This window comes from Neobacillus niacini (assembly GCF_030817695.1).
Taxonomy (GTDB): domain Bacteria; phylum Bacillota; class Bacilli; order Bacillales; family Cytobacillaceae; genus Neobacillus; species Neobacillus niacini_F.
Map to the genome: position 1 here is coordinate 4047331 of NZ_JAUSZQ010000002.1, position 24788 is coordinate 4072118.

At 38.3% G+C, this 24788-nt stretch carries 22 protein-coding genes; 2 read left to right on the forward strand and 20 right to left on the reverse strand.

Annotated elements, in window-relative coordinates:
- Window positions 1-21: 21 nt before the first annotated feature.
- From tcuA to QFZ28_RS20400, 14 genes are all read right to left on the reverse strand, one after another.
- Complete coding sequence (tcuA, locus tag QFZ28_RS20335) at window positions 22-1572, reverse strand: FAD-dependent tricarballylate dehydrogenase TcuA (protein WP_307197084.1); 1551 nt, start codon at window positions 1570-1572, stop codon at window positions 22-24.
- 23 nt (window positions 1573-1595) lie between these two features.
- Window positions 1596-2549: a VOC family protein gene (locus QFZ28_RS20340; RefSeq protein WP_307196334.1), complete on the reverse strand. Its 954-nt coding sequence runs from the start codon at window positions 2547-2549 to the stop codon at window positions 1596-1598.
- A 22-nt stretch (window positions 2550-2571) separates the two neighbouring features.
- Complete coding sequence (locus QFZ28_RS20345) at window positions 2572-3411, reverse strand: alpha/beta fold hydrolase (protein ID WP_307196335.1); 840 nt, start codon at window positions 3409-3411, stop codon at window positions 2572-2574.
- A gap of 305 nt (window positions 3412-3716) precedes the next feature.
- Window positions 3717-5039 carry an MFS transporter gene (locus QFZ28_RS20350; RefSeq protein WP_307196336.1) on the reverse strand — a complete coding sequence of 441 codons (1323 nt, stop codon included), beginning with the start codon at window positions 5037-5039 and terminating at the stop codon, window positions 3717-3719.
- A gap of 196 nt (window positions 5040-5235) precedes the next feature.
- Window positions 5236-7089 carry a V4R domain-containing protein gene (locus QFZ28_RS20355; RefSeq protein ID WP_307196337.1) on the reverse strand — a complete coding sequence of 618 codons (1854 nt, stop codon included), beginning with the start codon at window positions 7087-7089 and terminating at the stop codon, window positions 5236-5238.
- Window positions 7090-7209: 120 nt separating this feature from the next.
- A complete protein-coding gene (locus QFZ28_RS20360) occupies window positions 7210-7986 on the reverse strand; it encodes a 2-keto-4-pentenoate hydratase (RefSeq protein ID WP_307196338.1) in 777 nt (258 codons plus the stop codon).
- 31 nt (window positions 7987-8017) lie between these two features.
- Window positions 8018-8491: a flavin reductase family protein gene (locus QFZ28_RS20365; RefSeq protein ID WP_307196339.1), complete on the reverse strand. Its 474-nt coding sequence runs from the start codon at window positions 8489-8491 to the stop codon at window positions 8018-8020.
- A gap of 42 nt (window positions 8492-8533) precedes the next feature.
- On the reverse strand, window positions 8534-9487 hold the full coding sequence (locus QFZ28_RS20370; protein ID WP_307196340.1) for a VOC family protein: 954 nt from the start codon (window positions 9485-9487) through the stop codon (window positions 8534-8536).
- 65 nt (window positions 9488-9552) lie between these two features.
- Window positions 9553-10746, reverse strand: coding sequence for an acyl-CoA dehydrogenase family protein (locus tag QFZ28_RS20375; RefSeq protein ID WP_307196341.1), 1194 nt, complete (start codon window positions 10744-10746; stop codon window positions 9553-9555).
- A gap of 36 nt (window positions 10747-10782) precedes the next feature.
- Window positions 10783-11439: a GntR family transcriptional regulator gene (locus QFZ28_RS20380; RefSeq protein ID WP_307196342.1), complete on the reverse strand. Its 657-nt coding sequence runs from the start codon at window positions 11437-11439 to the stop codon at window positions 10783-10785.
- A gap of 133 nt (window positions 11440-11572) precedes the next feature.
- The gene (locus QFZ28_RS20385) at window positions 11573-12421 is read right to left on the reverse strand and encodes an alpha/beta fold hydrolase (RefSeq protein ID WP_307196343.1); all 849 of its coding nucleotides are present in this window, start codon (window positions 12419-12421) and stop codon (window positions 11573-11575) included.
- A 217-nt stretch (window positions 12422-12638) separates the two neighbouring features.
- Complete coding sequence (locus tag QFZ28_RS20390; RefSeq protein WP_307196344.1) at window positions 12639-13895, reverse strand: anaerobic sulfatase maturase; 1257 nt, start codon at window positions 13893-13895, stop codon at window positions 12639-12641.
- 93 nt (window positions 13896-13988) lie between these two features.
- Entirely contained in the window at window positions 13989-16280 is a 2292-nt protein-coding gene (locus tag QFZ28_RS20395; protein ID WP_307196345.1) for an arylsulfatase, read from the reverse strand.
- 156 nt (window positions 16281-16436) lie between these two features.
- On the reverse strand, window positions 16437-17627 hold the full coding sequence (locus QFZ28_RS20400) for an MFS transporter (RefSeq protein WP_307196346.1): 1191 nt from the start codon (window positions 17625-17627) through the stop codon (window positions 16437-16439).
- A 508-nt stretch (window positions 17628-18135) separates the two neighbouring features.
- Between QFZ28_RS20400 and serC the strand changes: the two genes are divergently transcribed.
- Window positions 18136-19233 carry a 3-phosphoserine/phosphohydroxythreonine transaminase gene (gene serC / locus QFZ28_RS20405; RefSeq protein ID WP_307196347.1) on the forward strand — a complete coding sequence of 366 codons (1098 nt, stop codon included), beginning with the start codon at window positions 18136-18138 and terminating at the stop codon, window positions 19231-19233.
- Between the two features lie 27 nt (window positions 19234-19260).
- Here serC and QFZ28_RS20410 read toward each other — a convergent pair whose 3' ends face one another.
- Window positions 19261-19911, reverse strand: coding sequence for a serine/threonine protein kinase (locus tag QFZ28_RS20410; protein ID WP_307196348.1), 651 nt, complete (start codon window positions 19909-19911; stop codon window positions 19261-19263).
- Between the two features lie 128 nt (window positions 19912-20039).
- Here QFZ28_RS20410 and QFZ28_RS20415 point away from each other — a divergent pair, with 128 nt between their 5' ends.
- A complete protein-coding gene (locus QFZ28_RS20415; protein WP_307196349.1) occupies window positions 20040-20612 on the forward strand; it encodes a GNAT family N-acetyltransferase in 573 nt (190 codons plus the stop codon).
- A gap of 25 nt (window positions 20613-20637) precedes the next feature.
- On the opposite strand, the gene QFZ28_RS20420 is transcribed toward QFZ28_RS20415, so the two are convergent.
- From QFZ28_RS20420 to QFZ28_RS20440, 5 genes are all read right to left on the reverse strand, one after another.
- A complete protein-coding gene (locus tag QFZ28_RS20420) occupies window positions 20638-20838 on the reverse strand; it encodes a hypothetical protein (protein WP_307196350.1) in 201 nt (66 codons plus the stop codon).
- A 116-nt stretch (window positions 20839-20954) separates the two neighbouring features.
- Entirely contained in the window at window positions 20955-21500 is a 546-nt protein-coding gene (locus QFZ28_RS20425) for an outer spore coat protein CotE (RefSeq protein ID WP_307196351.1), read from the reverse strand.
- A gap of 230 nt (window positions 21501-21730) precedes the next feature.
- Window positions 21731-22180 carry a RicAFT regulatory complex protein RicA family protein gene (locus QFZ28_RS20430; protein ID WP_307196352.1) on the reverse strand — a complete coding sequence of 150 codons (450 nt, stop codon included), beginning with the start codon at window positions 22178-22180 and terminating at the stop codon, window positions 21731-21733.
- 1 nt (window position 22181) lies between these two features.
- Window positions 22182-23726, reverse strand: coding sequence for a tRNA (N6-isopentenyl adenosine(37)-C2)-methylthiotransferase MiaB (miaB, locus tag QFZ28_RS20435; protein ID WP_307196353.1), 1545 nt, complete (start codon window positions 23724-23726; stop codon window positions 22182-22184).
- A gap of 193 nt (window positions 23727-23919) precedes the next feature.
- A complete protein-coding gene (locus QFZ28_RS20440) occupies window positions 23920-24786 on the reverse strand; it encodes a 2-oxoacid:ferredoxin oxidoreductase subunit beta (protein ID WP_307196354.1) in 867 nt (288 codons plus the stop codon).
- Between the last annotated feature and the right edge of the window lie 2 nt (window positions 24787-24788).

A 24788-nucleotide genomic window follows, 5' to 3' on the forward strand; every position in this document is an offset into this window, starting at 1 on the left:
CAGAAAATAGTAAGGAATTTTTTACGAATTCATTAATTCCTTTGTTTTAATAAATTGTGCTGCTTTTTCCCCTGCAATTTTTCCAAATACAGATCCAGCCATCAGTCCTGCACCACCTGGGTAGTTAAAGTAAAACAAACCTCCTACTAATTCTCCAGCAGCATATAGTCCAGGAATGGAATTGGATAACACATCTTGAACCTCTGTCGTTGGGTTAATTTTTAAGCCACCAAAAGTAAAGGTAATGCCGCAGGTAACAGCATAGGCTTCAAACGGACCGTCCTCCAATGTGTTTGCCCAATTTGATTTACGTATCGCTAATCCTTCTGTACACCGGCCGTCCTTGATATTTGGATTAAACGGGATATCTTTCCGAATCGACGCATTGTACTCTCTCACAGTTTGTAAAAAATCTTGGGAGTCAACACCATCAAGTTTTTCCGCTAGTTCCTCTAGCGTATTGGCTTTTACTTTTGTTACCTGCCTACCCTTGTATTCTTCTCGTAATAGCCGAGATACCTTTTGGTCAAAAATTTGCCATGCAAATTGCCCCGGCTGCTCAAGAATTAACCTGCCATATTTTGCATAGGTGTAATTACGGAAATCAGCTCCCTCATCCACAAAGCGCTTTCCTTCTGCGTTTACCATGATTCCAAAAGGATAACTAAGCTTTTGAAAACCTTCTGTAAATTCCGGCAGATATCGATCCCCGCCCACAGAATGACAGCCCGACCAGTTACCACAGGCAAGAGCACCAATGTTTAATGCCATTTGAATACCTTCTCCGGTGTTAAAACGGCTCCCTCTAGCATGAGCCAAATCCCATTTTGGCCCTAAGTATCGCGTCCGCATTTCAGGATTTGCGTGAAAGCCTCCAGAGGCCAAGATCACGGCTTTAGCATGTACCCTTGTTGTTTTGCCATTGTGCTTAATAATCACTCCATGCACACCATTGTCATCATGAATTAGCTCAGTCGCCATGGCATTGAATAGAATTTGAACACCTAAAGAAGATGCTTCTTTATGCAGGGCTTCTACTAATCCAGGCCCCCCGCCCACGGATTCAACAATCATTCCGCCCCAGAACTTAAATTTACCGTTAATCTTAAAGGCTTGACGACCATATATAGGCACCCAGCGTACCTTATGGGACGTAAGCCATTTCATCGTTTCAAAACTTTTTCCTGTTAAAATTGAAGCTAGTTCCGGATCAGTACGGTAATTGGTGACACGGCACATATCTTCATAGAATTCTTCCTCAGAATAGACACCAAAATCTGAAGACTCAATATCTTCTGGTGAAAGGTCTGGCATGATTTCCTTTAAATCTTCGACACCATCATAAGCAAAACGGATGGAACCATGTGTATAGGTGCTGTTTCCTCCTTTTTCAGCTTCAGGTGCTTTTTCAAGTACCAGGACATTTGCGCCATTTTCCCTTGCTGAGATGGCTGCGCTCATAGCAGCATTACCTGCACCAACTATAACGACATCTGTTTCATAAATTTTGATTTCACTCATAACGTTCTGCCTCACCTTCTCAAAAATGTCTTTGAAAAAAGCTGACTCAATTACTTTTGAGTCAGCTTTCTAATTTAAGCCTCTATAGTAGGTTTGTTCAATTCTTTATCGCTGACAGATTCACCCCAATAGGTGTTACCAATTGTATGATCTTCCTCCGTCCATTCAACAGGCTCCCAATCAGGTTCAAAAATCAAATAAGAATTACTAAACAATTCAACGCGGCAGCCACTGCCTGGGTCAATAACATATAAGTATAGCGCTTGAGAAACACCGTGTTTACCAGGACCGATGAACTTAATTCCTTCTTCACTTAAAATGTCTGCTGCCCGTAAGACATCCTGCGCGTTATCAAGCCAATACGAAATGTGGTGGAGCTGGTTTGGCGTTGCTGCCTGCGGTCTTGAAATAACGGCAATGTCATGAACAAGAGGCGTTACACTCATCCAGCCGGCCATGGTTGTTTCATTGTTATATCTCACATATTCACGAAGCTTAAATCCTAATTGAGCCCCTAAGTAATCTAGGATTTCTTGGACATCCATGGATGTAGCAATGTTTACATGGTCAAATCTTCTAGGTGAGCAGCCACGGGCCCAAGACTTGTAAGTTTGATTTTTCAAGACAGAACGTCTTTTTTCGTCCGCTTTAGGCTTTTCTACATCATAATAGATTTCAAAGGAATGCTGACTTGGCAGTTTAAATCGTATTGCCCTCCCTTGACCCGTTTCTTCGCCTGCTTCAATCCATTTTACTTCCGTTCCAGCTTTTTCAAGCAGCTGGGCAAAACCTTCTACATCCTCCGGACGTTTCGTTCTCCAGCCGATATGATCTACATATCCTCTATCTCCTGCAGTTAAAGAAAGGGAGTGGTGTTCAAAATCGCCCCATGCCCGTAAATAATACGTACCATTTACCTCTTCCGTTACTTCTAACCCGATAACATCTCGGAAAAACCATAGTGATTTTTCAAGGTCTGGTGTAACGAGTGCTACATGCCCTAACTTTGCAATTTCAGGTAAAGTCATCTTTTATTCCTCCTAAATATTATTAGATTCTATCAGCAAAATAGTTCTGGATTAGGTAATTAAAGCTTTCCTGCTTTTCAATTTGGGTCCAATGTCCACATTTCCCGTATACATGCAGCTGGGCATTCGGCAAATGTGAGAGTAAATAATAGCTGGATTCTACGGAGCAAACCATGTCATCCCGACCGTGCACTAGTAAAATAGGATTTTCAATTCTTCTCAATGCTGTTGTTGGGACTGGTACAGCTGCAGTTGCAAAAATAGAATCATTGGAGATTCGAACTTCTGGCTTCATTGCTGTTTCATAACGGTAATCTGTGATAGCGTCGATAATTGGCGCCATTGCTTTTGCGTCGTATACAAACCAGCTCATAATCTGACGCAGTTTCTTTGGTGATGGATTGTCATAAAATCCTTTCGCACGAGCTAACTCTGGGCTTAATTTGGTATTTGGTGTACCTCCTGGTCCCATCAATACTACTCTGTCAAATCGCTCTGGATGTTCTAACAAAAGTTCAAGTGCAATGGAACAGCCCAACGAATTCCCAACTAAATGGGCCTTTTGAACACCCAATTCATCTAGAAGCTCCATAAGTTGATTTACCCATAAATCCATCCACCCTTGCCTATTCTTAGGCAGTGTATCTGGATGACTGCTATTGCCAAAACCCAAAAGATCTGGAGCTAAACAGTCATACGTCTCAGAACAGTCTTTCAAGGCATAACGCCAGTTTGCAAACGATGTAACACCTGGTCCGGAGCCATGTAAAAATAAAATCACTTCTGAATTGCCTTCACCAGCACGATTTAGGTATGTTTCATAGTTAGCAGTCCTAATTAATTGTTGAGTAATGTTTGTCAATTTACCATTCTCCTCCTTGAAAAAATATCAGTTTTTCTAGAAAATCACCCACGGGTGAAATCCCTTACATTTTTTTAACTTGACATTTAAACATAGTAAAGTTTATCTATAACTGAAATTTTAGAAAATTTAGCCCTTTATTTCTAGAATAAAAACTATTTGATTATTAATCATTTTTTAGTAGATTTTTGTTGGATTATTGAAAGATTTAACAAAAAATATTAGCTAATTGAGTGTTGTTTCCATAAAAAAAGCCCAAAGAGGGCTCAAATAATTATGGAAGTTCGTTTTTTACTTCGTTCAAATCAATTAGGGATCTCTACTGCTCCAGTATCGACTAAGTCTTTCTGGTCATTCTTCGCTAATCTTAAGGTAAATAGAGTAACCAGACTGACAAGTAAGCACCCCGCAATGATAAACATCGCTTGTTTAAAATCGAAAATACCCATTAACATTGGGCCCATGAAACCGCCAAGTGAAGAAAGTGTACTCACTAATGCAATCCCAGCTGGTGCGGTTGATTCAGAAAAGAAAAAGGTGATATAGGCATAGAAAGTTCCGGATATTCCATAAAGTCCTGCTGAAGTAATTGATAGCATTAATACCATCAGCGGTACGCTTGAAGAGTATGCACACCCTATGAACCCAATCATGGCAATTGAAACACATGCACCTAAATGCAATTTATGCCTGCCCGTTCTATCTGCATTCCACCCTGTAAAAAGTATGGATGGAATTGCGATAATTGAAGGAATCATAGCCAGCCAGCCAATTTGCATATTGGTTGTTTCAGAAGATGAAAGTGATTTAATGATCGTAGGCATCCAATACGAGAGAGCATTCACCGCAACAAATCCAGCAATATTAAATAAAGCTAATTTCCAAACTTTCGATTCCTTTAACATACCAAGATGTGATGATTTATTTAATTTTGCACTTAGTTTTCTTTCTCTAACAAGCTCATCTTCAAGCCAAGTTTTTTCCTGTTCTGTTAACCATTTGGCGTTAACAGGACGGTCTGTCAAGTAAAACAAAACCACAATACCTAATAGAACTGCAGGTATGCCCTCTAAGATAAACATCCACCGCCAGCCTGCTAATCCTCCCCAAGTCACAGTATCCATGATCCAGGTAGAAAGAGGCGCACCGATTAATGCACTTAATGGCAAGGCAACAAAAAAGAGAGCAGTTGCCTTACCCCTTTCACGGGCTCTAAACCAATACGTTAAGTAAAGAATAATCCCTGGGACAAACCCTGCTTCTGCAGCACCCAATAAAAAGCGCAAAATATATAAGTGGGTCGCAGATTGGATAAACCCAGTTAATACGACTACAATACCCCAAGTAATCATAATACGGGCAATCCAAAGCCGTGCACCAACTTTGTGTAAAATCAGGTTGCTCGGGACTTCAAAGATGAAATAACTGATAAAGAATAAACCAGACAATAATCCAAACGCTTCAGCCGTTAATGCTAAATCTGCATTCATCTCCAAAGCTGCATATCCCAAATTAACGCGATCCAAGAAAGCAACGACATAGAGAATTAAAATAAACGGCAGTATTCTTTTCATTGTTTTCTTTACAGTACTTCTTTCAACGGTATTAATAGATGTAGCTTTATTCAAATAAATCCCTCCCAGATTCTTGTATCAAAAAGAAAACCCTTACATTTGTAATGTTAGAAAATTCAAACTATATAAACTAGAGTAAAACTCATTGAACTTTCTACTATTTTCAACTAGTTTATATTGGTTTTTTGATACTTCCTATGAAAAAAAGAGCAATCTAACATGAATACTCTACCAACTTAACTCTCTATTCTTATATCTCTAGCTCCCCTAAAGCTAAGAGTGAATCTAAGATCAATAGTAACTGATAGCTTTGTGATGAGTCTCGTAGATCTTTATTAATTAGATTTTCGATCTTGTTAATCCGGTACATAAGTCCACTCATTGATAAAGACAAATCATCCATCGTTTGTTGAAGTTTACCGCCATTAGATAAAAAAACATAAAGTGTTTTCAATAATTCCTTTTGTTTGCCCTCTCCCAATTTATAAAGCGGCCCTAATTCTTGTTTAGCAATTTTTTTAATCCCGCTTACATTTTTCGAATTAATTAAGATTCCAACAATCCCCAAATCTTTAAAATGGATAATTTTTTTCTCAGTTGACATCCTCAAGCTAATAAGGGATTCATCCAAATACTCCAAAACATGTTCAATTTCCTCAGCTTTATCACTAATTCCAATTTTATAGTTGTAATATGAATGAGTCGTTTCAATATGTTTTAAGATTTTTTCCATATTTGGCAGTATATTTGAAGATTCAGGTATCAACATAATGATTTTACCTTCATATTGACCGATGAGTGCTTTATATCCCTGAATGTCTAAGTACTTAGCAATTGATTCTAAAATTTGTTCATAGTCATTGCTATCTTTTGATGTCTTGCCATTCTCTTTATAGTCAATTGCAGCAATATAGAATGGCGTTTCAAGGTCTACCCCCATATAACGGCCGCGATTGATAATTTCTTCTCTAGAGGAATACTGTCCCTTCAAAATTTGTTCTAAAAAATAGCCTTTCATCTTTTCAAGTGCTTCAAAGCTCGTCTTCTCATTTAAAAGGTATAGAGAGGCGGCATTTGCTACCCGCTCGATAAACATAATATTATTTTCGGAGCTTTTCTCTGTTTCTTTTAAATAAAGAAATGTACAATATCCAATTACTTTCTTTTGTACAATAATAGGCGTGACGAGCCGCTCTTGGTTTTCCGTTTTTAGTCTTGTTGTTTCTTTAAATAACGGAAGTGGTTTATTATTTTTTCTATTTTTTCGAATTAAGCTGTCTTTTAGCTCTTTACTCAAACTGCTATACTCGTCTTCGTCCATTCCCGCGTAAACAATTTTTTGGAAGCTTAAATCCTCGATTGAAATCGGTATTTTTAACAAACCAAATGTGGAATCGGCAATATCTTGCAAATTACTCCCGTTTGATATACTTTCTGTTAATTTTTTATGGAATTTGGAAACCTTATCGATATAGTTTCGTTGCTCTAACAATTGCTCGTAAGTATACTCTAATTCTTCAATAATATTACTTTCATGATAGAATTTTAGCTCTTCCTGAATCTCCAGTCCCCAATCCTCCTGAGGCTTCATTTCGAAACAGCATTCAGGGTCACCTTTGGCTACACAACTAATTTCCTTAACAATCAAACTCTTTTTACAAATCGTAGACATATAGCCGCTTGCATACCCCGTTAAAATATGGCATACAGGCATATCTGATTTTCCATGATGTTTAAGATGCTCCTGTGCTTCAAATGAATGAATCCACTTTCCTTTGCCACTGATTGTTTTAATATTTTCCGAATCAACCCATTCAATAAATCTTTCAGACTGGACATCTCCTATATGACCTGTACCTAAATGGAGCACGGCAGCTTGTTTAATTAGATAGTCAATCGAGGTACTTGTTAACATGGCTTCTTCCGCATTACTGACACCCAAACTCCAACCGTAACGAAGCAAAAAACCCTTAGCTCGCTTTAATCCTAAATTCTCGATTATGCCCTTACGCAATAAACCAAAGGCTCCTGCAGTGGTTAGAATTTTCTTATTTCCTTCTTCTATGTAGTTTGGTTCCAGCAGATTGCCTGAGTTAACCTTCATAATCTCACCTTTTCCCTCTAAAGATTAAGTATTAAACTGGTTTGATTCGAACTAGTACCAAAGCTTAAAATAAAGACTCCTTACATTTTTCATACAAGGAGTCATCTTTATAGCGTGTTTTTATTTCTTGAAGGCGGCAGTTACTGCTCCAATATGTTCAAATTCAGCAGTGAAGGTATCTCCATCTTCAATTGTTATTGCTTTTGAAAGTGCTCCAGAAAGAATAACTTCCCCGGCATGGAGAGAAATGCCGTAGCTTCCAAGTGCATTCGCTAACCATGCCACTGCTTGGGCAGGGTGCCCCATTACTGCTGAACCAGCTGCTGAGTCCAAAAACTCACCATTTCTTGTTACAGTCATTTTTACGGCTGCTAAATCTAAACCATCTAGTTTAGCCGTTGTACCTCCGATAATTGCACCAGCGGATGAACCATTGTCTGCAACTGTATCCTCAAATTTGATCTGCCAATCTTTTATTCGGCTATCAATAATCTCTAGAGCTGGAACCACATAGTCCGTAGCTTCAATCACATCGTTCATCGTTACACCCGGACCTTTTAAATCCTTATTCAAAACAAACGCAATTTCAAATTCAATCCTCGGCTGAATAAACTTATGAAGACTAATTGTCTCTCCCTCTCCATACATCATGCTATCAAGAAGATGTCCATAATCAGGTTCGGAAACATTAAGCATTTCCTGCATCGCTTTACTCGTCAGCCCAATCTTTTTTCCAACGACCACAGCACCTTTCGCTACCTTTTGGCGAATTTGGAAAAGCTGGATGTTGTAAGCATCCTCAACAGATATTTCTTCTGTTGAGGATGTGAATGGGGCAATCGGTTTTTTCTGATCTTCTGCTTCCATTAAAGCAGTCGCCGCTTTTTGAATATCCATTACAGCTGTCCCCTTTTCATTAAAGTGTTCATTATACCGTTACAGCTTCAGCTAAAGCACGGTACTTTCCACTATAAAAAACAAGTGGTTCAGCATCTTCTAAATGAATATCTGTTACTCTTCCAATGAATAATGTGTGATCTCCTTCAACATGTTCAGCAGATACCTCACAGGCAATCTGCGCAACCGCCCCGTTTAGTACAGGCTTCCCATCAAGCCGGTCAAATTCAACTTCGCGGTGTTCCTTTAACTGTCCAGCAAAAATCATCGAAAGTTCCTGTTGGTCAGCAGCTAAAATATTAACTGAAAACGTTTGACTTTGTTTAATTTTCTCGAGAATCCTGGCCTTTTCACCAATTGAGATTACTACTAGTTTCGGGTCAAGCGACACAGACATGAAGGCATTGGCTGTCATCCCATGTACATCTCCATCCACATCAGTAGCAATGACGGTTACCCCTGTTGCAAATTTTCCCATCGCGGTTCGAAATTGACGATCATCCATTCTAATAACCTCTCTCTTCTATAAAATTAATCTACTATACTCTTAAGCTTCAATAGTCGGATTATTCTCTGGTAACGTGTCTGTTTGATCACCCCAGAAGGTAAATCCTACATCCATCTCATCTAACGTCCACACAATTGGCTCCCAGTCTGGTTCAAAAATCAAATAGCCATTTGTGAACAATTCTAAGCGTACTCCACTTCCAGGATCGACCACATATAAGTACATTGCTTGTGAAATACCATGCTTACCTGGGCCTTTAAACTTGAGTCCATGTTCCGTTAAGATGTCTGCTGCACGCAGCAAATCTTGAGCATTATCAAGCCAGTAAGACAAATGGTGAATTTGATGTGTTGTTGGTGCGAATGGATCATGGCTTACAGCGATATCATGAACCAAAGGCGTTACACTTAACCAAGCAGCAATTAATGAGTCATCTGGAGCCTGAACGCATTCTCGCATTTTAAATCCTAATTTTTCCATCAAATAATCTGAAATCTCATTTGCCTTTAAGGATGTTAGGATATTAACATGGTCTATTCTGCGTGGTGAAACGCCTTTTGCCCATGATTTATATGTCTGGTTTTTTAACACTGAACGTTTAGATGGCTCAGCTAGTGTTTTTTCCATATCATAATAAATTTCGAAACGGTGTTCACTAGGCAATTTAAAACGAATGGCTCTTCCTTGCCCTGCTTCCACTCCTGCTTCAATCCAGTTTACTTCCGTACCAGCTTCTTCAAGCAAATGTGCAAATTGCTCTACATCTTCCGGACGCTTTGTTCTCCATGCGATATGATCAACATATGACTTTTCGCCAGCTGTTATTGATAATGTGTGATGTTCAAAGTCTCCCCATGCGCGTAAATAATGCGTGCCATTTACCTCTTCTGTTTCTTCTAATCCAATCAATTCCTTAAAAAACCAAAGTGATTTTTGAAGATCTGATGAAACTAATGCTACGTGTCCTAACTTTGCGATTTCTGGTAAACTCATGTTTTTTTCCTCCAATTAATTTTATATTTGAATCTTCAGAAAACAGAAAGCCTTTTCATTTTAAATTAGACAAAATAGGTATTTGGTTCTTGGCCGCAAAGGACTCTTCCATATGTTTCGATTAAACTTGATGGTGTAATGAAACCATGTAAATGCATGGCAAAAAAATCACGATAGACTAATTGTATAGGATTATTATGGTAGGTAAACATGGAACCCACACCAGCAACTAGAAGATCAATCGCTTCCTTACATAATTGATTCACATAGCCGAAGTCTGCCTTTACTTTTACAATTTCAGCCGTATCCATTACCTCTCCACGTTCAGCGCAACTATCAATTTTATCGACAGCACGGTATAAAAACATTTCAGCAGTATCAATTTTCAATTGTGCTTGGGCAACCTGGTGATGTGTTATTGGTGCTTCATTTTGTTTGTGATAAAAGGTATTTCCAATTCCAGCTTTCGGAAGTCTTTCCATATAGAGGTCCATGGCTGCCTGTGCAAGCCCTAATGCTGGTCCTACAATTGATAATGTAAGAGATGGCACAAAAGAAGATCTATATAATGAAACGTCTTTAAGCGGATCAATTAGGTAATGCCCTTTGCTTGCTAAGCGATCCAATGATACACGGTGCTCTGGAACAAAAACATTTTGAATTCTACAGCTATTGCTGCCGGAACCCTTCAATCCCATAACATTCCAGTCATCAAGAATCTCTATTTCCTCACGCGGTACCACCATTATGGCCATTTCCATTCCGCCATTTTCATCTGCTAATGGGAATCCGAAGTAGCACCAATCGGCATGTGGACTTCCTGAAACAAATGGCCACTGGGCTTCTTCCACAAAATATCCGCCTTCGACCTTTTTGATATTACACTTAATAGGTTTAAAGTTACCTGCTAACACAACATCTTTCCCCGCTGAATAAATCTCATTTAAGGCTTTTTCACCAAATGTGTAGGAAATCATATAATCACGAATATTACTTAGGCATACGAACCAACCGGCTGAACCATTACCACGGGAAATCTCTGTTACAACTTCTGTGAACGCTCTCATATTTGTCTGATAGCCGCCAAATATATGCGGCCGTAGTACCTTTAAGAGTCCCTCATTTTTCAAATCATCAACAATCTCTTCTGGAATTCTACTATTTTTATCAATATCTTGGCTAAACTCACGAAGTTTAGGAATTAGAGCACGTGCTCTGTCTACTAATACATTTTTCGTTTCCAACACACTTTGGTTCATAAGAAAACCTCCCGTAATATGGTTGTCATACAAAATTTAGATCTCGTTAACCACTTCCTGAGCTATACCCATTTGATATTTCTCGCTTACGCTGTCTGCAATACGGGTTAGATGTCTTTCCATTAGCTTTTTTGCTAGTTTAGCGTCCCGCTCTTTTAAGCTATAGTAAATCATCCAGTGCTCCGCCTGCGATTGCTTTCTTCGATCCTGTGAAAACAACATTGCTGGATTGCCAACATAATTCAAGTAATCCCATAACTGATTTGCAAGTGTAAAAGTGTAAGGTAACTTAGCCGCTTGATAAATGATTCGGTGAAACTCAATATTGAGAAGAGAATACTCTTCTTCAGAGATTTCTGGATTATCCATCGTAGTCAAGGTATTAAACATTTGAGAAAGTTCTTGCTCATTTAAATTTTTTATCGCATGCTCCGTCATCAATGCATCCAGGGTTGCACAGACCAATAATCGCTCTATAACTTCTTCCCTCTCAGGTCTTTTTACAAATACACCTACTTGGGGAATGATTGACAAAAATCCTTCCTCTGAAAGTTTTGTCATAGCCTTGTGTATGGGTGTGCGGCTGATATTTAAATGCTCTGAAACTTCATTAACATTAATCGCTGTATCAGGTACCCAGACTCCATCAATAATTTGTCTTTTAATATAGCGATAAGCCTGATCTATTTTCATCTCAATACACCTTCAATTCTCATTGGTTGTCGTTACCCCTATAATATTAGTAATTACTCTAAGAGTCTATCACTTTAATACTGATAGGGAGGAAGGTATCAACGGTGTATTAGTAATTAAATCAACACTATTTCTATATTTCACCGTTGAAAAAATCCGAGGTTAGTTTGATAAATCTTTCCTTTTGCTCTACTTGCGCCCAGTGTCCACAGCGCTTGAAGATATGGAGCTGCGCGTTTGGCAAGTAATCCATAACGTAAAGGCTGCTTTCAAGAGGTACAAATCGGTCTTGGTGTCCATGAATGAGTAACATTTCATTCTCCATTTGTTTTAGTGCTGAAGGAGGAACAAGCATGTCAGACAGATGTGATTTTGTGAAATTTTCCTCATAGGATCTGCGTACATCCGGTCTTAAAAACAGCTCTAACCGTTCTGAAACAATTTGCTCCAGTTTATCCTCTAGAATACTCTTATCGTATAAGAACCAGCTTAATAGATTTTTAAATGCAACCGGGTTTGGATCTTTATGGAAGTTTGCTAATTTTGCAAGTTCTGGGGTAGGTTCTTTCAAGCCGCCTCCTGCTCCCATTAAAACTACACGGTCAAACCTTTCTGGAGCGTACATAAGAAGGTGAAGTGCAACAACACCGCCCAAGGAATTTCCAACCAAATGGGCTTTTTCAACCTTTAAAGCATCCATTAGTGAAAGTACTTGGTTAACCCTAATCTGCATCCACTCTGCTCCATTTTGAGGATATTCTTCAGGATGATCTGTATTACCGAAGCCATAGAAATCTGGTGCCACAACGTGGAATTTATCTTGAAAACGAGGTAGAATTTCCTTCCAATTCGACTCCCCGCTTGCACCTGGTCCGCTGCCGTGCAGGAATATAATGGTCTCAGATGACTTATTATCGCCACCTTCATTAATAAAAGTTTGATAGTTTCCGGTTTGGATCTTCCGTTTCATTACTTCAGCCATTTTTTATTTCCCTCACTTTACAAATTAAATTCAAACGATTGATTCTTCTAACTAAAATTTTAGTTCTTGTGTTATACACCATCTATGTAGTGTAAAATTGATGAAAAAGCGCTTTCATTAACTAACTATAATTTTACCTAGTGGATTTTAATCTGTCAATCAATTCTAAAAATTTATTTAATTCAAATTTATCTGCCGGTTTTATTGTGAATATGGATCACCTTTTAACAATAAGCGGTCTTTTGATAACCTCCATAACTTCAGAGGCTGGCAAACCATTTTCAATTAGTTGAACCATTACTTTCATATATTTGTGAATATGATGGAAGTATTTTTTGTAGCCTGCGCACAAATAGTTTAACCCTGGTTCACCATCAGGAGTTATTAGGAAGCGTTGTTTTGGGCATTCTCCATTGCAGGCAAAACGAACCTCACAGCTTTGGCAGTACTTCGGCAGAGAGGATTTTTTGTTTTCCCCAAACGCCCGCTGCTTATTTGAATCCATCATCTCACTAAATGTGTCATTAAAGATATTCCCCAGCTTGTATTCAGGATACATAAAGTGATCACATGAATACGCATCTCCATTGTGTTCAACTATTCCCGCCCTCCCACACGTTTCGGCAAAAAAACATGTTGTCGCTGGAAGTCCTAACCATGAGGTAAGAGCGTGCTCAAAGTTCATTACATGGATTTTACCGACATCTTTTCTTACCCACTCATCGAAAATAGCAATTAGAAAATCTCCATATTTTTCGGAATCTACTGTCCAGGCAGAGACAGCTTTCTGGGCTTCTTCCTGTTTTACAGAGGGTGGTGTGGCATGTCGAAGGCCAAGTTTTATCGCTTCGGTATCTGGCAATCTTTCCACTATAGGAATAAACTGTATGAACTCTACTCCCTCTTTCTTAAAAAAGTTATAAATTTCTAACGGATACCTAGAAGAATTCTTTGTTACACATACGAGTACATTAAAGGAAACATTATATTTTTTTAATAAATGAAGTGCATATAGCACCCTATGGAAAGTCGGTTTTCCACCACGGTCTACTCTATAGCGGTCATGGATGGATTCTGGTCCATCAAGACTCAAGCCTACAAGAAAGTTATGATCGGCCAAAAACTTGCACCATTCTTCTGTTAACAGGGTTCCGTTTGTCTGGAGCGAATTGGTGATTCGTTTTCCTGTCCCATATTTCTTTTGTAATTCAATTACCCGCTTGTAAAAATCAAGGCCCATTAATGTTGGTTCTCCGCCCTGCCATACGAACGGGATTTCATCAACATCTTGAGCTTTTATGTATTGGCTAATAAATTCCTCTAGTGTCTCATCTGACATTCGGAAACGACTTTTCCCTGAAAATAGTGCTTTCTTTTCCGTATAAAAACAGTAATGACAATCTAGGTTACAAATAGGACCTGATGGTTTAGCCAGTATATGAAATGCTTTCGTCGCAGTTTTTGTATTCTCCATCTTATCTTCCTCTTTTCTTTAAAATAAAAGCCAGTAACGCTGATGTATTGTTACTGGCTTCTTTATTTTCTTCCAATGGATCATGTTTCTATTCTATTGTAGTTCGTAAACTACTTTTTCAAGCTCGCCTGAAAACTCAAAATTCCCTTCATTTTCATAGAAAGGACTCACTGGATAATGAGTATCCCTGCCGATGTCCAATCCTTCAAAACTAATTTTAAATTTATGAGTTTGATCGATTGTTACATTTCCCGCCTCTTTCCCATTGATAAAGAGACTACCAATACCTGTATGAGGGGTAGCAGGTTTAAACTCATACTTGATCGTGGATTGGCCAACAGGGGCTTTTGATTCAATCCGATAAACCTTTGTCCCAACGTTATACTCATAAACTAGTTTGTTATCTTTAATATAAAGTGAATAGCCGCTCTCATAGTTTCCTAATGCTAGTAGGACACCTTCATCCGATTCTTCCCGATTAATCGGAACCGTAATCGAATAGTGACGGTTTATGATAAATGGTGAAGCACCTTCTGGCAGCAGTGACATTCCTGGATAGAAGGTAAAGGTATTCCGGGCACGATTAGAATCACTAGGAATCACTAAAAACCCATCTCCCATTATGTCGGTCATTGGCAGAACATCATATTTTTTTGCTTCTTTGTCCCATAACTTCTGAAGTTCTTTTAACTTTTCTGGATATTTTGCCGCTAGGTTGTTTGATTCCGTAGGATCTTCTACTAAATGGTAGAGCTGCCATAGGTCATTTTTATATGGCTGCCCCTTCGTATGAAGAGCAATGGCTTTCCAGCCGTCATGGTAGATGGCCCGCTGGCCGTTGTTCTCGTAATATTGTGTAACTTTTCCTGGAGTTTGACTATTGTTAAATGTATCAGCAAAACTCTCACCTTGAAGCGGAATTTGTTTTACTCCCCTTATTTCTTTCGGCACCTCGATTCCCGCTAAGTCATAGACAGTTGGAGTAATATCGCTTACGTGTACATACTGATTACGAATTTCCCCTTTCTCTTTAATTGCTGCCGGGTAATATACAATCATTGGTGTTTTAGTTCCCGCTTCATACATCGTAGATTTATACAATTTAAATGGCGTATTACTAACCTGTGCCCAGCCAGCCGGGAATTCAACTTTTGTTTTGTCAGTACCAAAATTATCTATATTTTCGACGATATCATTTATGGTTTCTGGCAAATCGTTGTATGCCAATGTATGATTGATCGAACCTGTAGCTTTCCCCATAGCACTCGCACCGTTATCGGATAAAAAGACAATCATTGTATTATCTAGTTCGCCGACAGAACGTAAATTATCAATAAAACGTCCAATTTGCTCATCGGTATGTGTTAAGAAACCTGCATAAGTTTCTTGTAGACGAGCAAAAGCTCTTTTCTCATCATCTGTAAGCTGGTCCCAAGGTTTTACTCCTGGGTTAAGCGGCGATAACACTGAATTATTTGGTATAATACCTAGTTCCTTTTGCTTGTTGAATCTGTCTTCACGGATTTTATCCCAGCCTTTGTCGTAGACCCCTTTGTACTTATCGATGTATTCCTGAGGAACCTGAACCGGCTGGTGTTGAGCGCCGAAGGCTAGATACAGGAAGAAAGGCTTTTCTGGACTAATCGAGGCTTGGTCAGTAACATACTGATTGGCTTTATCTACAATGTCCTCCGAAAAATGATAGTTTTCCTTTTCCGGTGCATCAATAAAACTATTATCTTGGACAAGTTCTGGCTTATACTGATCACTGGAATCTTCCAAGATTCCGTAAAAACGGTCAAAGCCCTTACCGAGCGGCCAATTTTCAAACGGACCCGCAGGAGTTGCCTGGTGGGATGGAGATAAATGCCATTTCCCCAATGCATAGCTATTATATCCTTCTTCCTTAAGTACCTCCGCGATCGTGCCCGCTTCGGGATTGATCCGTCCCCGTTTATTCGGATATTCTGGTCCCATATCAAAATTGGCTACCGTTGCCATTCCAATATCATGAGGATTCCGCCCCGTCAGCAAGGCAGCACGTGTTGGAGAACACACTGGTGTAACATGAGAATTGTTGTAGCGAAGCCCGTTCTCCGATAACATATCTAAGTTTGGTGTTTGGATTTCTGATCCATAGCTTCCAAGGTCTGAATACCCTGAATCATCTAAAACAATATACACGATATTTGGTTTTGGAGAGTCTTCTCCTTCTTTTTGCTTCCCATTTTCATTCTTTACATTGGTCTTGTTAGTTTCTGCTTTTACTTCCTGCTCCATAAAGTTTTTATATGAACATCCTGATAATAATGCTAAGGCCGAAGCAAATACGGTTAACTTCTGAAATGGTGATTTACTTAATACTTTTAAACGATTATCCAACATATTTCCTCCTCTATTCCGTGAGTCTGGCACCAGCCATAGTGCGCCATCTGTAACTATATGTTTCCTTCATAACAGGAGACACCCCTTTCTATGTTGTAGTGAATGTAACCATTCAGCCATCCAAAAGAATGAGGTGTCTTTAATTTTTAAGTAGCTTTATGAATTTAAGGTAACCTCTAAATCCTTTTTCGGTTTCATAACGGTTACCGCCCAAATTAGAGCTAAAAGAATTAATCCTACAGAACTAATTGCTATCGGGAAACGGCCAATATCTTGATTAAAAATATTTAGGATCACTTGAAATCCAAATGGTCCTAGGATACCGCCTAATCCTTGGCCCACTACGACTAACCCTACTTGAGGAGGAGCACCAACAGGAGTAAGTTCTGAGACTTTGGTAAATACTCCAGGAAGTCCTATTCCCATCCCAGCACCGCCGATGATACTGCCGGCAAAAATCATTGTTAAGTTAGGAGAAAAATAACAGATGACCATTCCTAAACCCGTTACAAAGACTCCGACTGGAAGGTAGAAGTTTGGAAGTGCATGTTTTACTTTTCCAAAAACAAACCCAGCTAGCAGTGTCCCAAAAGTAAATATAGAGATTGCTAAACCAGCCTCCGTTGCACTGCCTAATTTATCACCTTGAATAACAACAGAAATGTTTGTTACATAACCAAAAATTAATGCAGAAAAAATCACCTGTCCTAAACATACCCAATAGATTGCCTTAGGAAACTTGACCTTAGCCTTTGAGCCAGTCGCTTCTGATACCTTTTTCTTCTCAGGTTCAGGAAGATAAACAATAGTCAAAGCCAGTATCCATATTGGGAAAAGGTACGTAAGGAATCCATATTGCCAGCCAAAGGAATCTGCTAAAATTCCTCCGCCTAATTGGAAGAAGATTGCTCCAATACATGCAATCGTGGAGGTTCCAAAACCAATTAAGAAATCTCTTTCCCTGCCATCAAAGAAATCTGTAATAATATCTATTGATAACGGCATTGTTATCCCTACACCAAGCCCTAGTAGTCCTCTCATTGCAATAATTAACGGAAGGTTATCAATAAAAGTTGGGAGTGTTCCGCCGATAATAAATAAGGACAACCCGATAAATAACAATGTTTTCTTTTTAAACACTTTTGTTAGTTTTCCATAAAATAGAGCAGGTACAATTTGTATAAGACCCGGGAAAGTAGCTACCAACATGACAATGGTGGGATCATAATCTGGAAATGCCTTAATAATGTCGGCCATAATCGATCCTGCTACTCCTGCTGCAACATCTTGGAAAGCTAGAATGACGACCAAAAATTTAAGCATATTTCTACTGATATTTTTTGCCATTTTTTATCCCCCTTGTATTTGTTTTTAGTTTTCAAAAAGCAACTTGTAATCGTTTTCATTTAATTAAAAGAAAAATCACTCTGCTCTGCTTGTGGCCCGCAAGCAGCAATAGCTGAAATTTCAGTTTTTGCTCAAACTAAAATTTTACATTCCTACTTTTCACGATTTTACCGGTAAAAACCATGAAAAAAAGCACTTCCTTTAACTAACTGTAATTCTACAGTCGTATAAAATACTTGTCAATATATTCATAATCATTTTTATTTTCTGAATAATTAACTACACAATTTCTCAATTTAAATTAAAAAAACACACATTTTCTATTGATTTTTAGCTAATTTCTTTGTGAAAATCTGAACTCTATTAATATTTTTTTACTATGGAACAGAAGCTAAAATTATATATATTTTAATTTTTTTTAAATGTAAACGTCTTCACTTAGATTTAGTTGATTTAAAATTTAAGAAAATATGTTATATTCTAATAAATGAAAAATGGGAGTGAAAAAATGAATACACTTGTCCAGCGTGCCTATAACTTTAATGCAGGTCCATCTGCTCTTCCGTTAGCAGTTCTTGAGAAAGCCCAACAGGAACTTATCGATTTTCGTGGCACGGGTATGTCAGTCATGGAGCTCAGCCATCGTAGTGCTGCCTATGAAGAAGTACATAACAACGCCATTGCACTTCTAAAAGAATTGTTATCTATTCCGGAAAATTACGAGGTCCTGTTTCTCCAAGGAGGAGGAAGTCTCCAATTTTCAATGATTCCCATGAACTTTTTGAAACCAGGAGAAAAAGCAGGATATATCATGTCCGGGTCATGGTCTGAAAAAGCATATTCTGAAGCAAAACTATTTGGGGAGGCTTATCATGCTGCCTCTACGAAGGAAGGACAATATCGCCGTGTCCCTCAATTTGACGAGTTGAAATACAATCCGACAGATGCCTATATTCATCTCACATCAAATAATACGATATACGGGACACAATGGAAGGACTTCCCAGATACAGGTGATGTACCATTGATTGCGGATATGTCCAGTGATATCTTATCCAAGCCTATTGATGTCAGCAAATTTTCATTAATTTATGCCGGCGCCCAAAAGAATCTTGGTCCTTCTGGTGTTACAGTAGCAATCATTCGCAAAGATCTGCTTGAAAAAGCGAATCCTAACATTCCGACTATGCTAAAGTATAGCACCCATTCAAAAAACAACTCTTTATATAACACACCGCCTACATTCGGAATTTATATGCTTGGCGAAGTTTTGAACTGGATAAAAGAAACAGGCGGAATTAATGAACTAACCAAACGAAACGAGGAAAAAGCAAAACTCATTTATGACGCAATCGATCAAAGTAATGGGTTTTATGTTGGTCACGCCGAAGTCGAAAGCCGCTCACTTATGAATATTACTTTCCGAGTGAAGGATGAAGAATTAGAGAAGAAATTCTTAGCTGAAGCAAAGAATGAAGGATTTATCGGTGTAAATGGTCACCGCTCTGTTGGAGGCTGCCGTGCATCTACCTACAACGCTGTCCCATACGAAACATGTAAAGCATTTAGTGAATTCATGGTGAAATTTCAAAATGCAAATCAATAAGTAAAATAAAAAGGGAAATATATAATTTTATATACTTCCCTTTTTTATTTTTCTAAACAAACGATATCCTTTTCTGACACTGTTAATGATAAAGAAAGGTATAGGAATATTATATTTATAAATAAAAGGCAGATAAATTTTGTAATAAGCCTTTTTCAGGTCATCCCACTTACGGCATTTACCCTGTTTATAAAAATCTGATACATCTACTATATACCCTCTCCCATTACTCATCACAACATTTTTTCCGTGTACATCAAAGGGATTCAGTCCAACCGACCTTGCATACGCAATCCCCTTATCTACATCGTGAATAACAGACTCAGGAATTCGGATTCCTTTCACCACCGCATTGAATAGATTAACGCCATCAATCCTTCTTAAGATTAAATAATTATCTCCGTAATCAATTAATGAAGAAAAGGATGGATGATTTCCGAGCCTCTTATATACTTCAACTTCTTTTTTTAATTCCTCAGGATTTCTTCCATACACCTTTACAACCCATTTAGGATTTGAGTGGTGCAAAAAGACACCTGCATAATTCCCGCTCCCAATTGTTTGCCAAGTATTCGAGTAATTTTTTACAATAATGGGATCAAATGGGCCATCGGTTGATAATTGGATATTGGGCAATAATTCACTTCCAATTAATTTTGTATATTTCTCAATTTTCATTTGTACACCTCAAAACAAACTGATAAAATTTCTTTCCTTTTAGTATACATCTCATATACACTTAGAAAAGATAAAATATTCTTTACTTTTAAAAAAACTTTATTACCTATGTATAATGAGGTGTTACTGTGTTATTTCCCACTTTAGAAACAGAACGGTTAAAACTAATTGAAATTACTCCTATTCATGCTGGCAGCTTATTTGAAATTTTATCATTAGATGAAGTAACCAGATATTACGGGACAGATACTTTCAGATCTATTGAAGAAGCCAAAAAGTTAATTGACATGTTCCGGAAAAATTTCTATGAAAAACGTTCCATGCGCTGGGGAATCGCCCTCAATGAAAACAATAAATTTATCGGAACATTAGGCCTCAATGGGTTACAGCTAAAAAATAAAAAAGCTGAAATTGGCTATGAAATACATCCCTCCTATTGGAGGCAAGGCTATACTTCAGAAGCGATCAAAGAGGTTTTGCGCTATAGCTATCAAGAGTTGGGATTAAATCGCATAGGGGCTGTCGTTTATTTAGAAAACGAGGCTTCAAGTAATCTTCTTCAAAAATTAGGTTTTAAAAAAGAAGGGGAATTGCGTGATTATTTGTTTCAAAATAATTCATATCATACCACCAGTATGTTTTCTTTACTAAAGCGTGAATGGGAACTGCTTGCAGCTGAATCAATGGGTGCACAAGCTTAATAAAAAGCCAGGAAAATCTCCTGGCTTACTCTTCAAAATAATCTCTAAACGCTTTGGGATCATTGGTTTCTTTTCCCTGATAATAGGGATTATTTTCAGTAGAATCCTGCGGGTCGAGATTTGTCTTAATAATCAAGTGTGGTCCTGATGGCTGCTCCACAATGATTCTGTCGTTTAATTGGTCGAAATCAGGCAGTTTGTTATTTCCAGGTTGTCTAGGCTCCATAACTGTGACACCTCCTAAAAATAGGTTGCTGATTTTTCTTTTTTATCATACATTCTTTCTTTTATTATAAAATAATAAAAAAGAAAAAACTAGGAAGTAGAGACTTCCTAGTATGGTTATTCTTCTTCGACGCCGAGTAAGAAATCTGGGTTTAATTCTTCAAATTCTTCGTCGTCAACATCCATTCCCCAATCATCGTCATCATCATGGCATCCCTTTGGATTAATGGCGACACATACTTTTGTTTCGCCAATGACTTCCACGAGGAATTCCCTTTCAACATGAACAATAATTCGATTGCCATTCGGGGAGATAACGGCTTCACAACAATTTGGCTGCTGCAAGACTCGAGCACAAATTTCATTGTCATCCAAGCAATCATGGTCACGGTATCGTAACTTAATGACATCTGTATACTGAACCTTCTCAGTGACTACTTCTGTTCTGGTATTATCATTAAATGAATACCAAACGTTGATGTCATACGAGCCGTGTATCTCTACAGTTTTGCCGACTTTTTTCGCGTTGTATTTATGGTTGATAATCCAACATCCAAGAATGCTTGTTGGACTATGTGCCGGGCTAATCGTATGATTGGACTGGGTGAATTTACGCCCTTTCGCTACTACGGCCTTCGTAATTATCTCTCTGTATTCTCCCATTTCGCGCGAACCCTCCTCATTCATTTTCATTTCATCCTATGCAAGATATTAGACTAGTGTGCGATATATTTCTGCGAATACTGGTTAAAAGTTTAGTCATAGTTCATTTTATGCGGGAGCTTTAGGTAGGTTCCTTTTTAGGCATGTACTTTACGTAAAGGGGGTATTTTTCTATAAGGGCTATTTAACGCAAAAAAAACCAGGCTTTAGGAAAGCCTGGTTTGGTTTATTTAATGTTCGTGGTCATGGTCGTGATTTCCGCAAGATCCACCGTTATTTATACTTGCACCTGTTTCACCTTTTAACACATCTCCGCCAGTTGACTCAATAATAACATCTGTTACCTTATTAGAGATTGTAGTAGCGATCAACTGAAGCAATTCATTTACTTCCAATTGGGACTGCTTAAATTCTTGAACAACTGGAATTTCATCTAATTCCTGTTCAATCGAAGCAATTTTGTCTTCTACTTTTTTCAATGCCTCAGGCTTACCGTAATGCTGTAAATTAACAGCTTGCTTTTGCAAACCCTTAATATCTGAAATTAACGTACTAACCTTTGGGTTTACGTGAATCTGTGCTTCTGCACGTTTAAAGAAATCAACTTCCTCCGTATCAGCTATAATGCGCGCCAATTCTTGTGCACGCGCAATGATATCATCTTTTGTATACTTCGCCACTTTACTCCACCTCGACTGGTTCTAATTCTTCCACCATTTCTCCGTTTAATGACCATGTTTTTGTATCAGTAATTTTCACCTTAACAATTTTTCCTATTGCTGATTTAGGAGCTGCAAAATTCACAAGCTTGTTTCTAGAAGTGTATCCTGCAAGGACATCAGGGTTGTTCTTGCTTTCCCCTTCAACAAGAACTTCAACAATTTGGCCTTTATATTTTTTCATCGCTTCTGCAGATAGCTCGTTCACCAAAGCATTTAAACGCTGTAAACGTTCCTTCTTAACTTCCATTGGAACATTATCCTGCATTTTTGCAGCTGGAGTTCCTTCACGAGGAGAATAAATGAACGTATAAGCTAATTCATAACCCACTTCACGATATAAAGATAATGTTTCTTCAAATTGTTCATCCGTTTCATTTGGATAACCAACGATAATATCAGTGGTTAATGCAACATTTGGGATAGCCGCTTTAATCTTGCGAACTAGCTCTAAATATTGTTCTCTCGTATATTTACGAGCCATAATTTTTAAAACATCAGTTGATCCTGATTGAACAGGCAGGTGAATATGATCCATTAGATTACCGCCTTTTGAAAGGACTTCAATCAAATGATCATCAAAGTCACGTGGGTGACTTGTCGTAAAACGAATACGTGGAATATCAATCTTCCGTAATTCATCCATAAGGTCACCTAGACCATAGTTCATACCTTCTAAATCTTTTCCATATGCATTAACGTTTTGACCCAATAGAGTAACTTCCTGATAACCCTGTGCAGCTAAGTGACGTACTTCCTGGATAATCTCTTCCGGACGTCGGCTTCGTTCCTTACCACGTGTATAGGGAACGATACAATAGGTACAAAATTTGTCACAGCCATACATAATGTTAACCCACGCCTTAATATTTCCGCGTCTTACTTTTGGAAGGTTTTCGATAACGTCACCTTCTTTAGACCACACCTCAACAACCATTTCTTTGGACATGTACGCTTCATGTAAAATATTTGGCAGACGATGAATATTATGAGTACCAAAAATCATGTCAACTTGGTTATAGGTTTTTAAGATTTTATTGACAACAGATTCTTCCTGGGACATACATCCACATACACCTAAAAGTAAATCCGGTTTCTCTGTCTTCAAATGCTTTAAATGTCCTAGTTCACCAAACACTTTATTTTCAGCGTTTTCACGAATGGCACACGTATTTAAGAGGATAACATTCGCATCTTCTGTATTGTCAGTCGGTTCATAGCCTAAAGCCAAAAAGATACCAGCCATTACTTCTGTATCATGTTCGTTCATCTGGCAGCCATAGGTACGGATATAAAACTTCCTGCCTTCCCCCATGCCGCGAAACTCTTCAGGAATGGAGAAATCGTTATGGTATTTAACTTCTTCTTTACCACGTTTTTTAGCGTCTTTTAAGGAAGGCGCTGTAATGACCTGCTCAAAGTATTGACTGTAATCCTTGGCGGATTTTTTGTCCGAAGAATTAGTAGCTTCAATTTGTTTAGATTCTAAACGCTGTTTTTCATTCATTAGTAAAAAAATCTCCTTTCAATGGTTTTAGCAGATGGTGTCTATTAATATTAATAAAGTAAATTTTTACCTGTACATAGTGTTAGAGCGCTCCTAACATACTTCTGCACATTATTATAGTATAAAGGTTAATAGGATTGAAAACAATAGAAAATCCCGTAGCAGCACACTACGGGACGTTTTCAAATTGCTATTACATAAATTCGCCAACTAATTTATCAAAATATCCTTGATCAAGGTTTAAATCAGCCTTTGATAAAGGAGTTTCAGAGTAACCATTGATTAATTCCTGATAAGATTGACGTTCTGTGTTTTGATAAATTAAACCAGTAACTAAGCCATTGTGCTTCATCAAAGTCTGCATAGCTTCTTCACGGTTTGAAGGATCATAACCTTCAATATCGCTTAATTTCGTTAGATTTTCTTTAAACCAGTCATATGTGTTGACTTTATTATACGTTACACATGGGCTGTATACGTTAATTAAAGAGAACCCTTTATGCCTAATACCTGCTTCAATTAAAGCAGTCAAATCCTTTAAATCCGTTGAAAAACTTTGTGCAACAAACGTTGCTCCAGCAGTTAGGGCCATCTCCATTGGAGAAATAGCTTGTTCAACCGAACCCATCGGAGTTGATTTTGTTTTAAATCCAGCAGCGGAACGCGGAGACGTTTGTCCCTTTGTTAAGCCATAGATTTGGTTATCCATTACAACGTAAGTAATATCAATATTTCTTCGAATTGCATGGATTGTATGACCCATACCAATTGCAAAACCGTCTCCGTCACCGCCGGAAGCGATAACCGTTAAATCACGGTTTGCCATTTTCACACCTTGTGCGATTGGTAATGAGCGGCCATGAATTCCATGGAAGCCATATGAATTAATGTATCCAGAGATACGGCCAGAACATCCAATACCAGAAATAACAGCTAAGTTTTCAGGCTCAAGACCTACATTCGCTGCTGCACGTTGCATTGCCGCTTGTACAGAGAAGTCGCCACAGCCAGGGCACCAGTTCGGTTTTACATTATTTCTAAAGTCTTTAAAAGTGGCCATGT

Excerpts from the sequence above, each read along its gene's own strand:
- QFZ28_RS20375 (WP_307196341.1), bottom strand. The coding sequence starts at position 10,746 with ATGAACCAAAGTGTGTTGGAAACGAAAAATGTATTAGTAGACAGAGCA.
- serC (WP_307196347.1), top strand. The coding sequence starts at position 18,136 with ATGAATACACTTGTCCAGCGTGCCTATAACTTTAATGCAGGTCCATCT.
- QFZ28_RS20360 (WP_307196338.1), bottom strand. The coding sequence starts at position 7,986 with ATGGATATTCAAAAAGCGGCGACTGCTTTAATGGAAGCAGAAGATCAG.
- QFZ28_RS20355 (WP_307196337.1), bottom strand. The coding sequence starts at position 7,089 with ATGAAGGTTAACTCAGGCAATCTGCTGGAACCAAACTACATAGAAGAA.
- QFZ28_RS20425 (WP_307196351.1), bottom strand. The coding sequence starts at position 21,500 with ATGGGAGAATACAGAGAGATAATTACGAAGGCCGTAGTAGCGAAAGGG.
- QFZ28_RS20400 (WP_307196346.1), bottom strand. The coding sequence starts at position 17,627 with ATGGCAAAAAATATCAGTAGAAATATGCTTAAATTTTTGGTCGTCATT.
- QFZ28_RS20390 (WP_307196344.1), bottom strand. The coding sequence starts at position 13,895 with ATGGAGAATACAAAAACTGCGACGAAAGCATTTCATATACTGGCTAAA.
- QFZ28_RS20395 (WP_307196345.1), bottom strand. The coding sequence starts at position 16,280 with ATGTTGGATAATCGTTTAAAAGTATTAAGTAAATCACCATTTCAGAAG.
- QFZ28_RS20410 (WP_307196348.1), bottom strand. The coding sequence starts at position 19,911 with ATGAAAATTGAGAAATATACAAAATTAATTGGAAGTGAATTATTGCCC.
- QFZ28_RS20365 (WP_307196339.1), bottom strand. The coding sequence starts at position 8,491 with ATGGATGATCGTCAATTTCGAACCGCGATGGGAAAATTTGCAACAGGG.
- QFZ28_RS20440 (WP_307196354.1), bottom strand. The coding sequence starts at position 24,786 with ATGGCCACTTTTAAAGACTTTAGAAATAATGTAAAACCGAACTGGTGC.
- miaB (WP_307196353.1), bottom strand. The coding sequence starts at position 23,726 with ATGAATGAAAAACAGCGTTTAGAATCTAAACAAATTGAAGCTACTAAT.
- QFZ28_RS20340 (WP_307196334.1), bottom strand. The coding sequence starts at position 2,549 with ATGACTTTACCTGAAATTGCAAAGTTAGGGCATGTAGCACTCGTTACA.
- QFZ28_RS20385 (WP_307196343.1), bottom strand. The coding sequence starts at position 12,421 with ATGGCTGAAGTAATGAAACGGAAGATCCAAACCGGAAACTATCAAACT.
- QFZ28_RS20370 (WP_307196340.1), bottom strand. The coding sequence starts at position 9,487 with ATGAGTTTACCAGAAATCGCAAAGTTAGGACACGTAGCATTAGTTTCA.
- QFZ28_RS20420 (WP_307196350.1), bottom strand. The coding sequence starts at position 20,838 with ATGGAGCCTAGACAACCTGGAAATAACAAACTGCCTGATTTCGACCAA.
- QFZ28_RS20380 (WP_307196342.1), bottom strand. The coding sequence starts at position 11,439 with ATGAAAATAGATCAGGCTTATCGCTATATTAAAAGACAAATTATTGAT.